Raw genomic sequence first — 12,824 nt, forward strand, 5'->3', positions numbered from 1 at the left:
CATCAAACATTAGGGTGTATCATAAACGTTTTGCCCTGTCAGGGCGAAGCCTGCCAATCCGTGTGAGGAAGAGTGAGTAAAAACAAACTGTCCAAAGGTCAGCAACGTCGCGTCAGCGCTAACCACGACCGCCGTCTTAAACGTGCGGATAAACCCGAGCCCGATGACAGCCTGTTTGGCGACGCGCGGGACGGTGTGGTCATTAGCCGTTTTGGTATGCACGCCGATGTGGAAGATGCGGATGGTTCAGTGCACCGCTGTAACATCCGTCGCACCATTCGCTCGCTGGTTACCGGCGACCGCGTGCTGTGGCGTCCAGGTGTCGAAGGCAGTGCCACCGTTAAAGGAATTGTCGAGGCCGTTCATGAACGCACCTCGGTCCTGACTCGCCCCGATTTTTACGATGGCGTGAAGCCAATTGCGGCCAACCTCAACCAGATCGTGATTGTTTCTGCGATCCTGCCCGAATTATCCCTGAATATTATCGACCGCTATCTGATCGCCAGCGAGACGCTGGATGTCGAGCCCTTACTGGTGCTGAACAAAACCGATCTGCTGGATGATGCAGGCCGCAAGTTTGTTGATAAGCAGATGGAGATTTACCGCCGCATTGGTTATCGCGTGCTGATGGTATCGAGCCATCAAAAGAACGGTCTGGAAGAGCTGCAGGCCGCACTGATTGGGCGAATCAGCATCTTTGCGGGCCAGTCGGGCGTCGGCAAGTCCAGCTTGCTGAACACCCTGCTGGGGCTGGAGTTGGGTGCCAATGAGATCCTGACCAACGATGTCTCTGACGTCTCCGGTCTCGGCCAGCACACCACCACCGCCTCGCGCCTGTATCACTTCCCGCAGGGCGGCGATGTGATTGACTCCCCTGGGGTCAGGGAATTCGGTTTATGGCATCTTGAGCCGGAACAAATCACCCGTGGATTTGTCGAATTCCGTGAGTTTCTGGGCCATTGCAAATTCCGCGACTGTAAGCATGACAACGATCCGGGATGTGCGCTGCGTGAAGCCGTCGAAAACGGCAAGATCGATGCGGCCCGCTTTGAAAGCTACCACCGGATTCTGGACAGCATGGAGGATATGCAGTTGAAAACCCGGCGATCTTTCTCAGAAAACAGTAACTAATACTGGCCTGCCTGCATACCGCAGGCAGGCGCCATAGCCTAATCACCAGGGCGCTGCTACAATCCGCCCCGTTTCTCTATTTGTCTGATCAAGCCAGGAGGCTACTGTGTTGGATCGTTTTAAACTCGGCCTGAATAACATTTTGCCTAAAAAAGGCCTGACTGAACTGGCTGGCTGGGGCGCAGGTAAGCGCGCGGGCTGGCTCACTAAAGCGGTTATCGATGCGTTTGTCTGGTTCTACAAAGTCGATATGAAAGAGGCGCAGAAATCAGATACGGCGAGCTATCGCACCTTCAACGACTTCTTCGTGCGCCCATTGCGTGACGAAGCGCGTCCGATTGAGACCGATCCTAACCTGTTGGTACTGCCCGCCGATGGCGCGGTCAGCCAGTTAGGTCATATCGAAGGCGATCAGATTTTCCAGGCGAAAGGTCACACTTACTCACTGGAAGCGCTGCTGGCCGGAAATACCGCCATGGCCGACCTGTTCCGTGATGGTGAATTCATCACCACGTACCTGGCACCACGGGATTATCACCGCGTGCATATGCCGTGTAATGGCATCCTGCGCGAGATGATTTATGTGCCTGGCGATCTCTATTCCGTTAACCCGCTGACGGCGCAGAATATCCCTAACCTGTTCGCCCGTAACGAGCGCGTGATCTGCCTGTTCGATACCGAATTTGGCGCAATGGCGCAGATTCTGGTGGGTGCCACGATCGTTGGCAGCATCGAAACCGTCTGGGCTGGCACGGTCACCCCACCGCGTGAAGGCGTGATCAAACGCTGGAGCTGGCCGGGTGCCGACGCTGAAGGATCGGTGGTGCTGTTGAAGGGCCAGGAAATGGGCCGCTTTAAGCTGGGTTCAACGGTGATTAATCTGTTTGCGAAAGACAGAGTAAAACTGGCCGAAAGCCTGACGCCAGAGACCAAAACGCGCCTGGGTCAGACGCTCGCCATCGCACTGCAGAAAACCAGTGCGGAAGAAGTTTTACATCACCCATAGCAGACACCTATGTTACGCCTGATCCTCCCAATTTTGTTCGGCTGGATGCTCCTCCAGCCCGCCTGGGGCGCCAGCGCCCCGGATACTGCTCAAATCAAGCAGCAGCTTGAGGACGCTAAGTCGGACAAGACCACGCCGAATCAGGCGGAAACGATAGACGCGCTGCAGGCGACGCTGAACTGGCTGGATGAGATGCAGAAATCTCAGGCCAATTCAGATGCCTATCAGCAGGTTATCGATGGTTTCCCGAAACTTTCACGCGATCTGCGCCAGCAGATCGCCGCGCTGACGGATAACCCGAAAACCATCAGCAATACCATGACGGCACCTGAACTCGACCAGGAGATCCTGCAGGTCAGCAGCCAGCTGATTGAAGAAGGTCGCCAGGCCCAGCAGGAACAGGATCGCGCCCGGGAGATCAGCGATTCACTGGCGCAACTTCCGCAACAACAAACCGAAGCCCGCCGGGCGCTAAACGACATTGAACGCCGTCTGCAAGGACAGCCTTCCGCCACCACGCCGTTAGCCCAGGCGCAGCTGGCTTCCCGTCAGGCGGAATCGGCAGCGCAGAAAGCCAAAGTCGATGAGCTGGAACTGGCTCAACTGTCGGCCAACAATCGTCAGGAGCTGGCAAGAATGCGCGGTGAACTTCACCAGCGTAAAGCCGCACAGCTCGATGCCTATCTGCAGGATTTACGTAACCAGCTCAATAGCCGTCGTCAGCGCGAAGCCGAAATCGCTCTTGAGCGCACCGAGCAACTGGCAGAGAACAGCGGCGATCTGCCAAAGAATCTCGATAAACAGTTCCGGGTTAACCGCGAACTGTCCAATGACCTCAATCAGCAGGCCCAGCGCATGGACCTGGTGGCCTCGCAGCAACGCACCGCCAATAACCAGACCATTCAGGTGCGTCAGGCGCTGAGCACCATCCGCGAGCAGTCGCAGTGGCTTGGCGTCTCTAACGTGCTGGGCGAGGCACTGCGCGCGCAGGTTGCACGCCTCCCTGATATGCCGAAACCGCAGCAGCTTGATAATGAGATGGGCGAACTGCGGGTGCAACGTCTGCGCTATGAAGACCTGCTCGAACGTCAGCAGCAGCTGCTGCAGATTAAACAGGATGACGGCACGCCGCTCACCGCGGAACAGAAACGCATTCTGGATGCGCAGATCAAAACCCAGCGCGAGCTGATCAGTTCGCTGCTGTCAGGCTGTGACAACCTGATCCTCGAAGTGACCAAGCTGAAGGTGGCAAATGGTCAGCTGGAAGATGCGCTGAATGAAGTGAAAGAGGCGACGCACCGCTACCTGTTCTGGACCGCGGACGTGAACGCCTTAAGCCTGAATTTCCCGATGGATCTGGCGCGGGATCTGAAAAGCCTGCTGTCGCTGGATACGCTCGATCAGCTTGGCGGCGCGATGGTGATGATGTTTACCAGCCGCGAAACCGTCATCCCGATAATTGGTGCCGTGCTGCTGGTTGGCTTCAGCCTCAGCTCCCGCCGCCATTATCGTGATTTTATGACCCGCTCGGCCAGCAAGGTCGGCAAAGTTACGCAGGATCGTTTTGGCCTGACCATGCGGACGGTGTTCTGGTCGATTCTGGTGGCCGTGCCCTTGCCGGTGCTGTGGATGGCGCTGGGCTATGGCCTGCAACACGCATGGCCGTACCCTATCGCAGTAGCAATTGGCGATGGCATAACGGCGACCGTGCCGCTGCTGTGGGTGTTTATGATCAGCGCGGCGTTTGCCCGTCCGCAGGGATTGTTCATTATTCACTTCCGCTGGCCTCAGGCGCGCGTGGCCCGCGCGATGCGCTTCTACTCGTTGTGCATCGGTCTGGTGGTTCCACTGATTATGCTGCTGATAAGCTTCGATAATCTGGAAGATCGGCAGTTCTCCGCCACGCTGGGAAGGCTCTGTTTTATCCTGATTTGTGGCGCGATAAGCCTGGTGACCATCAGCCTGAAGCGTGCCGGGATCCCGCTACATCTGGACAAAGAAGGCAGCGGTGACAACCTGATCAACAAGCTGCTGTGGAATCTGATGATCTGCATTCCCCTGTTTGCTGCGCTGGCGTCATGCATTGGCTACCTGGCGACGTCGCAGGCGCTACTGGCCAGGCTGGAAACCTCCGTCGCCATCTGGTTCCTGCTGCTGGTGATTTACCACATTATCCGCCGTTGGATGCTGATTCAGCGTCGCCGTATTGCCTTTGACCGTGCGCGAACTCGCCGTGCTGAGATCCTCGCCCAACGTGCGAAAGGCGAAGAGGAAGCGGTCGCTCATCAGAGCAACTCCGATACGCTTGAAGTGGAAGAGCCGGTCATCGATCTGGATGCTATCAGTGCGCAGTCTCTGCGACTGGTACGTTCAATTCTGACGCTGGTTGCGCTGATTTCGGTGATTGTGCTGTGGTCAGAGATCCACTCGGCATTCGGCTTCCTCGAAAACATCCATCTGTGGGATGCGAGCACCACCGTGCAGGGCGTTGAAAGCCTGCAGCCGATCACCCTGGGATCGGTGCTGATTGCCGTTCTGGTGCTGATTATCACCACTCAACTGGTGCGCAATATGCCGGCGCTGCTGGAACTGGCGCTGTTGCAGCACCTGAGCCTGACGCCAGGCACCGGCTATGCGATCACCACGCTAACCAAATACGTGCTGATTTTTGTCGGCGGGCTGGCCGGGTTCTCAATGATTGGCGTCGACTGGTCGAAGTTGCAGTGGCTGGTCGCCGCATTGGGTGTCGGATTAGGGTTTGGTTTGCAGGAGATTTTCGCCAACTTTATCTCCGGTCTGATTATTTTGTTCGAGAAGCCGATCCGTATTGGCGATACCGTCACCATCCGCGATTTGACCGGCAGCATTACCAAAATCAATACCCGAGCCACCACCATTACCGACTGGGACCGCAAAGAGATTATCGTGCCGAATAAGGCCTTTATCACCGAGCAATTTATTAACTGGTCGCTGTCCGATTCGGTGACGCGCGTGGTGCTGACCATCCCGGCCTCTGCCGAAGCCAACAGTGAAGAAGTGACCAGCGTCCTGCTCACCGCCGCCAATCGCTGTCAGTACGTGCTGGAAGCGCCACCGCCGGAAGCCTATCTGGTCGACCTGCAACAGGGTATTCAACTGTTTGAGTTGCGTATTCACGCCGCAGAAATGGGTCACCGTATGCCGCTGCGCCATGAACTGCACCAGCTGATCCTGCGGGGATATCAGGAACACGGGCTGGAAATGCCGTTCCCACCTTTCCAGGTGCGTATGGAGACGATTGGACGCAAGACGCCCGCGCAGAATGGCGCACCGGCGGCAAGAACCTATAAATCAGGCGGATTGTAAGGCAGCAGAGGCGGCAGACCGCCACCTCTGGGAAGGGTTTAGCAGCGATCGACCGGGAAGGCGATCACCTCACTCAGGGAGTCGGCTTTCAGCGCCAGCATCACGATACGATCGACGCCTAACGCCACGCCGGAACAATCTGGCATGCCGTGCGCAAGCGCATCCAGCAAATTGGTATCGATCGGCTGCTGAGGCAGACCGCGCGCCGCGCGCTTGCGGTTATCCTGGTCAAAGCGTTGCTTCTGCTCACGGCTGTCGGTCAGCTCGCGGAAACCATTTGCTAACTCAATCCCCTTGAAGTAGACCTCAAAGCGCTCCGCCACGCGGTGATCTTCGGTGCTGATCTCCGCCAGAGACGCCTGACTGGCCGGGAAGTGATACACAAACGCCGGCTTATCTTTCCCGATTTGCGGCTCCACACCCATCATAAACAGCAGCTGCAATAAGGTGTCGCGGTCTTCTTCGCGGTTAGCCAAATCGCCCACGCCCAGTTTTTCCGCCACTTCACGCATCTGCGTTTTATCCGCCGACAGCGGATCCATTTCCAGATGGCGGATAAAAGCCTGCTGATACGAGAGCGTTTCGGCGGGTGCGCATTCCAGCACCTGCTGTAACAGGTCATCGACCTCGTTCATCAGCCGGTACATATCGTAATGCGGGCGGTACCACTCCAGCATGGTAAATTCAGGATTATGGTGACGTCCGGCTTCCTCATTGCGGAAGCTGCGGCAGAGCTGGAAGATCGGTCCACTTCCCGCCGCCAGCAGGCGCTTCATATGGTACTCAGGGCTGGTCATCAGATAGAGATCGAGACCCTGCGCGGCACCGGGGCCGACAAAACGCGTCTGAAAAGGAACCAGATGAACATCGGTCACCGTGGCCTGGCTCATCGCCGGGGTTTCCACTTCCAGCACCCCACGATCGGCAAAAAATCGCCGAATTTCCGCCATAATCGCCGCACGCTTCAGTAAATTGCTTATCGAAGCGCCAGGCAGCCAGCTGGCCGTATCGCTCATTGTTTCTACTCCTCATCAGACAGGGTGAAGCAGTCTACCCGTACGGAGATAAACACACAAATTTGCCGCGGGAAATTCCTCTTTTCGGTGAAATTCGCCGCGCAATAGCCGATTTGAATGGCAAAAAACCTCGCTCAGATCCCGCTTTTTCTGTTTATTTCTCATACTAATACCCGAACAAATCAAGTTTAGCGCCAATGGCCAGTTTTATACTGTTCTCCCTGGAAAAAGTGAGGATTCTCCTCCCTTTCCCCCTCTTCTGACACATTGACAGGGAGAACACCGTGCAAACCTGTACTGCCGATCTGGTTATCGTCGGCGCTGGCGGAGCTGGACTCCGCGCCGCGATTGCCGCCGCTGAAGCAAATCCCACCCTGACTATTGCGCTGGTCTCTAAAGTCTATCCGATGCGCAGCCACACCGTTGCCGCCGAAGGCGGATCCGCCGCGGTGACGCAGTCCCACGACAGTTTCGATCTCCATTTCCAGGACACCGTTTCAGGTGGAGACTGGCTGTGCGAGCAGGATGTGGTCGACTATTTTGTTGAACATTGCCCACGGGAAATGACCCAACTTGAGTTGTGGGGCTGCCCGTGGAGCCGTCGCGACGATGGCACCATCAACGTGCGTCGCTTCGGCGGCATGAAGATTGAGCGCACCTGGTTTGCCGCCGATAAAACCGGCTTCCATATGCTGCACACGTTGTTTCAAACCTCGCTGAAATACCCGCAAATCCAGCGCTTTGACGAGCACTTCGTGTTGGATCTGCTGGTCGATGAAGGCGAAGCGCGCGGCGTGGTGGCGATGAATATGATGGAAGGGACGCTGGTCCATATTCATGCCGGTGCGGTGGTGCTGGCAACCGGCGGCGCCGCCAGGGTTTATCGCTACAACACCAATGGCGGCATCGTGACCGGGGATGGCATGGGCATGGCGCTGCGCCATGGCGTGCCGCTGAGGGATATGGAGTTTGTGCAATACCATCCCACCGGCCTGCCCGGCTCGGGGATCCTGATGACCGAAGGCTGTCGGGGCGAAGGTGGCATCATGGTCAATAAGGACGGCTATCGCTACCTGCAGGACTACGGCATGGGGCCGGAAACGCCGCTGGGTCAGCCAAAAAATAAATATATGGAGCTTGGCCCACGTGACAAGGTTTCGCAGGCCTTTTGGCATGAGTGGCGTAAAGGCCGCACCATTGCCACGCCGCGTGGTGATGTGGTGCATCTGGATTTACGCCACCTGGGTCAGAAAAAGCTGGTTGAGCGCCTGCCGTTTATCTGTGAGCTGAGTAAAGCCTATATCGGCGTCGATCCGGCTCAGGCACCGATCCCGGTGCGGCCCACCGCGCACTACACCATGGGCGGGATTGAAACCAATGCGCAGTGTGAAACGCGCATCGCCGGTCTGTTCGCCGTCGGGGAATGCTCGTCGGTCGGCCTGCATGGTGCCAATCGCCTCGGGTCTAACTCGCTGGCTGAACTGGCGGTATTCGGCAGGCTTGCCGGGGAAAGTGCGGCAAGACATGCGGTACAGGTTCACAAAAAACCCGCCAGTGCGTTGCAGGCTCAGGCTCGGGACTGTGAAAAGCGCCTGCATGGGCTGGTCAATCAACAGGGCAAAGAGACCTGGTCTGAACTGCGCGATGAGATGGGGCTGGCGATGGAAGAAGGCTGCGGGATTTATCGCACGCCAGAGCTGATGCAGAAAACCATCGACAAACTGGCCGAGCTGCAAGAACGCTGCAAGCATCTGCACATCAGCGATACCTCCAGCGTCTTCAATACCCAACTGCTGTACAGCATCGAGCTGGCGCACGGCCTGAACGTCGCCGAATGTATGGCGCACGCCGCGATCCAGCGTAAAGAGTCTCGCGGTGCGCATCAGCGGCTGGATGAAGGCTGTACCACCCGCAATGACGCGCAGTATCTGAAACACTCCCTGAGTTTTTATCGCCCTGACGGTGCACCTGAAGTCAGCTGGGATGACGTTAAGATTACCCGGCTGCCGCCGGCGAAACGCGTCTATGGTGCCGAGTCTGAAGGTAAGGAGGCTGTCCATGAGTGAACTCGCTCGCTGTAAAATCACCGTTCAGCGTTATAACCCGGAGTCCGATAAGGTACCGCGTCATGAGATCTTCGACGTGCCCTGGGATGACCAGACTTCTCTGCTCGATGCGCTGGGGTTTATCAAAGATAACCTGGCGTTTGACCTGTCCTACCGCTGGTCCTGCCGCATGGCAATATGTGGCTCCTGCGGCATGATGGTCAATGGCATCCCAAAACTGGCCTGCAAAACCTTTCTGCGTCACTACCCCGACGGCCTGCTGGTCGAACCGCTGGCCCACTTCCCGGTCGAGCGGGATTTGGTTGTGGATATGAGCCGCTTTATCGAAAGCCTGGAGGCGGTAAAACCGTGGATCATCGGTAATGGCCGCAATGCCGATCGCGGCCCTCAGCGGCAAACGCCGGCTCAGATGGCCAAATATCATCAGTTCTCCGGCTGCATCAACTGCGGCCTGTGTTACGCCGCCTGCCCGCAGTTTGGCCTCAACCCGGAATTTATTGGGCCGGCGGCCATCACCCTGGCACATCGCTACAACCTGGACAGCCGAGATCAAGGCAAGGCGCAGCGAATGCCGACGCTCAACGGCGATAACGGCGTCTGGCCCTGCACCTTTGTCGGTTTCTGCTCGGAGGTCTGCCCGAAACATGTCGATCCTGCGGCGGCGATCCAGCAAAGCAAAGTGGCAAGCGCCCAGGATTACCTTATCACCACCCTCAGACCGCAGTAGGGAGCCCAGAAATGACAACCAAACGGAAACCCTTCCATCGCCCGATGACCGCTAACTGGTGGCAGAAGTCTGGCTATTACCGTTTTTACATGCTGCGCGAAGCCACGGCATTGCCGGCGCTGTGGTTCAGCCTCGAGATGATTTTCGGGCTGTTTGCGTTGAAGGATGGCGAGCAGAGCTGGCAGGCGTTCGTCGCAGTTTTACAACATCCATTAATGCTGTTGATCAATCTCGTCGCACTGGCCGCCGCCTTGCTGCACAGCAAAACCTGGTTTGAGCTGGCACCCAAAGCTCAGGTCATCGTGTTGGGGGGCAAAAAAATGTCTCCCGCCCCGGTGATTAAAGGGCTGTGGCTGACGATGGTGGTGGTCAGCCTGATCCTGCTGACATGGGCACTGCTTATTAAGGAGTCGCTGTGAGAAATAAGGCCATGCGTTCAGATGAACCGGTGTTCTGGGGGCTGTTTGGTGCCGGAGGCATGTGGGCGGCGATCGTCTCGCCGGTGGTGGTGGTGCTGGCTGGCATCCTCCTTCCGCTGGGCATCGGTACGGAACGGGGACTCAGCTATACGCACCTGCTGCAGGTCGCACAAACCCTGCCCGGCCGTCTGTTCCTGTTTCTAATGATAGTGATGCCGGTATGGTGCGCACTGCACCGGCTTCATCACGGCATGCACGACATTCGCCTTCACGTTCCCGCCGCTAAATGGCTGTTCTATGGGCTGGCGGCGATCCTCACCGTGGTAACGGCTATTGGGGTAATCACCCTGTAATCCACAGGCGGCAACCCTGCCGCCTAAACTTCCTCTATACTCAAGCTATTCAATCGTAAAGGAATAGCCTATGTCTCTGTGGAAAAATCTGGTCGCTGGCACCGTTGCCCTCCTCTCCGTTGCCTGTAGCACCACGCCGCCCAAGGGCGTGACGCCAGTCGAAGGCTTTAATGCCGATCTTTATCTGGGTGACTGGTATGAAATCGCCAGGCTGGATCACTCGTTTGAACGCGGACTCGATCATGTCACCGCCAGCTACAGCAAGCGTGATGATGGCGGTCTGAAGGTCATTAATCGCGGTTATAACGTCGAGAAGCAGCGCTGGCAGCAGAGTGAAGGTAAAGCCTACTTTACCGGACCACAGAGCCGCGCGGCCCTGAAGGTCTCCTTCTTTGGCCCGTTCTATGGCGGATATAACGTGATTGCGCTGGATAATGACTATCAGTATTCGCTGGTGAGCGGTCCGAACCGGGACTATCTGTGGATCCTTTCCCGCACGCCGCACATTTCGGATCAGGTCAAAGCGTCGTTGTTAGCGAAGGCGCGTGAAAATGGCTTTGATGTCAGCAAGCTGATTTGGGTGAAACAGGGGAAGTAAACAATGAGGCCGGTGCGGGAGCACCGGCACCGTAATTACTGAGCGCTTTTTTGAATCGCCTGGCCACCGGCTGACACGTCTTCACCCACGCCACGCGTGGTATTACAAGCTGTGAGCACCGAAGAGAGCACCAGTACAGAAAGAATTGAAATAATACTTTTCTTTAACATGAGAATGTCCTTTTAGCGTGAAGTAAAGTACAGCGAATTAAGCATAGCCGTAATTTAACCACATGCTATTGAGGCAGGTAGCAAAAGGACATTTTTTGCGAAGAGAGACTAGTTGGCTGCGTGTGAGATAGCACCGCCGAGGTGTTGAACATCCTCACCAAAACCGTGGAAGGTATTGCAGGCGCTGAGCGCACTGGTCATAAACACTGCGACAGCAATGAGTTTTAACCACTTCATCATCTGATTCAGCTCACATCGTTAAAGAAAAGGGCCTGACCGTCAGGCCCACTTCATCGGGCTTATTTCACGCGAGAAACGTATTCGCCTGAACGGGTATCGACACGGATCACTTCGCCAATCTGCACGAACAATGGCACTTTCACCACGGCACCGGTAGACAGCGTGGCTGGCTTGCCGCCAGTACCTGCGGTGTCGCCTTTCAGGCCTGGGTCGGTATCAGTGATTTCCAGCTCAACGAAGTTTGGTGGCAACACCTGGATCGGCTTGCCGTTCCACAGGGTTACGATACATTCTGCGTTATCCAGCAGCCATTTAGCGGCATCGCCCACGGTCTTCTCTTCAACAGGATGCTGTTCGAAGGTTTCCGGGTGCATGAAGTGGTAGAACTCACCGTCGTTGTACAGGTAGTTGAGGTTAGTATCTACCACGTCTGCGCCTTCAGCGGAGTCGGTAGATTTGAACGTTTTCTCAACGCGAGTGCCGGTCAGCAGGCGACGCATTTTTACGCGTGCAAAAGCCTGACCTTTACCTGGTTTAACGAACTCGCTCGATTCGATAGCGTAAGGTTCGCCTTCGAACATGATTTTAAGACCGGGACGGAAATCGTTGCTAGAATAAGTCGCCATAAAGGCCCTCTACAATTTAATACTGGTACTAAGCCAAAAAAATGGCACACATTGTAACCCTAAAAACCCCTTCGCGAGAAGAATGGTTGCATCAACTTGCGGATGTAATCACCGACCCAAATGAATTACTGCAACTTTTAGGCCTCGATTCGCACCCGGAGCTGACGGCCGGCAGTGATGCCCGACGTCTGTTTGCCCTGCGCGTCCCACGGGCCTTCGCGTCCAGAATGCAAAAAGGCGATCCACAAGATCCGCTCCTGCTGCAGGTAATCACCGCCAGCCAGGAGTTTGTTGATGCTCCGGGTTACAGTACTGACCCGCTCGATGAGCAGAGCAGCGTGGTGCCGGGTCTGTTACATAAATATCGCAATCGTGCGCTGTTGCTGGTCAAAGGCGGCTGTGCGGTTAACTGCCGCTACTGTTTCCGCCGCCATTTTCCCTACCAGGATAACCAGGGAAACAAGCGCAACTGGCAGCAAGCCCTGGAGTATATCCGAGAGCAGCCAGAACTGGATGAGATTATTTTCTCCGGTGGCGATCCGTTGATGGCAAAAGACAGCGAACTGGACTGGCTGATCGGCGAACTGGAGCAGATCCCCCACCTGAAACGCCTGCGCATCCACAGCCGGTTGCCGGTGGTCATCCCCAGCCGCATCACCCGCACGCTCTGCCAGCGTCTGGCGCAGTCGCGGTTGCAGGTGCTGATGGTGACGCACATTAATCACGCCCAGGAGATTGATGACGCGCTGCGGGACGCGTTGCAACTGCTGAAGAGCGCGGGCGTGACGCTGCTTAACCAGAGCGTTTTGCTGCGCAATATCAACGACGATGCGACCACGCTGGCGACGCTCAGCAACGCGCTGTTTGATGCCGGCGTGCTGCCTTATTACCTGCATGTGCTGGATAAAGTACAGGGTGCGGCGCATTTCTACGTGTCGGATGACGATGCCAGGGCGATTATGCGGGAACTGTTGGCCAACGTTTCCGGCTATATGGTGCCGAAACTGGCCCGTGAAATTGGCGGAGAACCGAGTAAAACGCCGCTCGATTTACAGCTAAGACAGGTTTAATCCGATCCTTAAAACAACAGCGGGGAGGATCATCGATCCTCCCCGCTTTTTTATCTG

At 56.4% G+C, this 12,824-nt stretch carries 13 protein-coding genes; 9 read left to right on the forward strand and 4 right to left on the reverse strand.

Annotation, left to right across the window (positions count from 1 at the left end; translation table 11 throughout):
- The first annotated feature begins 72 nt into the window (after positions 1 to 72).
- The 3 genes from rsgA (at position 73) to mscM (ending at position 5,482) form a co-directional block, all read left to right on the forward strand.
- Positions 73 to 1,131, forward strand: coding sequence for a small ribosomal subunit biogenesis GTPase RsgA (gene rsgA / locus AC1UKS_RS19935; protein WP_013200481.1), 1,059 nt, complete (start codon positions 73 to 75; stop codon positions 1,129 to 1,131).
- 106 nt (positions 1,132 to 1,237) lie between these two features.
- Complete coding sequence (gene asd / locus AC1UKS_RS19940; protein ID WP_013200480.1) at positions 1,238 to 2,137, forward strand: archaetidylserine decarboxylase; 900 nt, start codon at positions 1,238 to 1,240, stop codon at positions 2,135 to 2,137.
- A 9-nt stretch (positions 2,138 to 2,146) separates the two neighbouring features.
- Positions 2,147 to 5,482: a miniconductance mechanosensitive channel MscM gene (gene mscM / locus AC1UKS_RS19945; protein ID WP_482434965.1), complete on the forward strand. Its 3,336-nt coding sequence runs from the start codon at positions 2,147 to 2,149 to the stop codon at positions 5,480 to 5,482.
- A 38-nt stretch (positions 5,483 to 5,520) separates the two neighbouring features.
- Here the strand turns inward: mscM and epmA are convergent, their stop codons facing one another.
- Positions 5,521 to 6,498: an elongation factor P--(R)-beta-lysine ligase gene (gene epmA / locus AC1UKS_RS19950; RefSeq protein WP_106382199.1), complete on the reverse strand. Its 978-nt coding sequence runs from the start codon at positions 6,496 to 6,498 to the stop codon at positions 5,521 to 5,523.
- 284 nt (positions 6,499 to 6,782) lie between these two features.
- Here epmA and frdA point away from each other — a divergent pair, with 284 nt between their 5' ends.
- From frdA to AC1UKS_RS19975, 5 genes are all read left to right on the forward strand, one after another.
- The gene (gene frdA, locus AC1UKS_RS19955; protein ID WP_482434967.1) at positions 6,783 to 8,564 is read left to right on the forward strand and encodes a fumarate reductase (quinol) flavoprotein subunit; all 1,782 of its coding nucleotides are present in this window, start codon (positions 6,783 to 6,785) and stop codon (positions 8,562 to 8,564) included.
- Positions 8,557 to 9,291, forward strand: a complete 735-nt coding sequence (locus AC1UKS_RS19960) for a succinate dehydrogenase/fumarate reductase iron-sulfur subunit (protein WP_482434968.1) — start codon at positions 8,557 to 8,559, stop codon at positions 9,289 to 9,291. Before frdA ends, AC1UKS_RS19960 begins: the two co-directional genes overlap by 8 nt.
- 11 nt (positions 9,292 to 9,302) lie before the next feature.
- A complete protein-coding gene (gene frdC / locus AC1UKS_RS19965; protein ID WP_482434969.1) occupies positions 9,303 to 9,710 on the forward strand; it encodes a fumarate reductase subunit FrdC in 408 nt (135 codons plus the stop codon).
- An 11-nt stretch (positions 9,711 to 9,721) separates the two neighbouring features.
- On the forward strand, positions 9,722 to 10,063 hold the full coding sequence (gene frdD, locus AC1UKS_RS19970) for a fumarate reductase subunit FrdD (RefSeq protein ID WP_482437056.1): 342 nt from the start codon (positions 9,722 to 9,724) through the stop codon (positions 10,061 to 10,063).
- Between the two features lie 70 nt (positions 10,064 to 10,133).
- Positions 10,134 to 10,661 (forward strand): lipocalin family protein, encoded by a 528-nt coding sequence (locus AC1UKS_RS19975; RefSeq protein ID WP_265911535.1) that lies wholly within the window; start codon positions 10,134 to 10,136, stop codon positions 10,659 to 10,661.
- A gap of 35 nt (positions 10,662 to 10,696) precedes the next feature.
- Here AC1UKS_RS19975 and AC1UKS_RS19980 read toward each other — a convergent pair whose 3' ends face one another.
- The 3 genes from AC1UKS_RS19980 to efp all read right to left on the reverse strand — a co-directional run bounded on the left by AC1UKS_RS19980 (position 10,697) and on the right by efp (position 11,697).
- Positions 10,697 to 10,831, reverse strand: coding sequence for an entericidin A/B family lipoprotein (locus AC1UKS_RS19980; RefSeq protein WP_013200472.1), 135 nt, complete (start codon positions 10,829 to 10,831; stop codon positions 10,697 to 10,699).
- Between the two features lie 108 nt (positions 10,832 to 10,939).
- The gene (locus tag AC1UKS_RS19985) at positions 10,940 to 11,071 is read right to left on the reverse strand and encodes an entericidin A/B family lipoprotein (RefSeq protein WP_134823302.1); all 132 of its coding nucleotides are present in this window, start codon (positions 11,069 to 11,071) and stop codon (positions 10,940 to 10,942) included.
- Between the two features lie 59 nt (positions 11,072 to 11,130).
- Positions 11,131 to 11,697 carry an elongation factor P gene (gene efp / locus AC1UKS_RS19990; protein ID WP_013200470.1) on the reverse strand — a complete coding sequence of 189 codons (567 nt, stop codon included), beginning with the start codon at positions 11,695 to 11,697 and terminating at the stop codon, positions 11,131 to 11,133.
- Positions 11,698 to 11,738: 41 nt separating this feature from the next.
- Between efp and epmB the strand changes: the two genes are divergently transcribed.
- Positions 11,739 to 12,767: an EF-P beta-lysylation protein EpmB gene (gene epmB, locus AC1UKS_RS19995; protein WP_013200469.1), complete on the forward strand. Its 1,029-nt coding sequence runs from the start codon at positions 11,739 to 11,741 to the stop codon at positions 12,765 to 12,767.
- The last annotated feature ends 57 nt before the right edge of the window (positions 12,768 to 12,824 follow it).

The organism is Erwinia sp. AK-PDG3-5 (genome assembly GCF_056821705.1).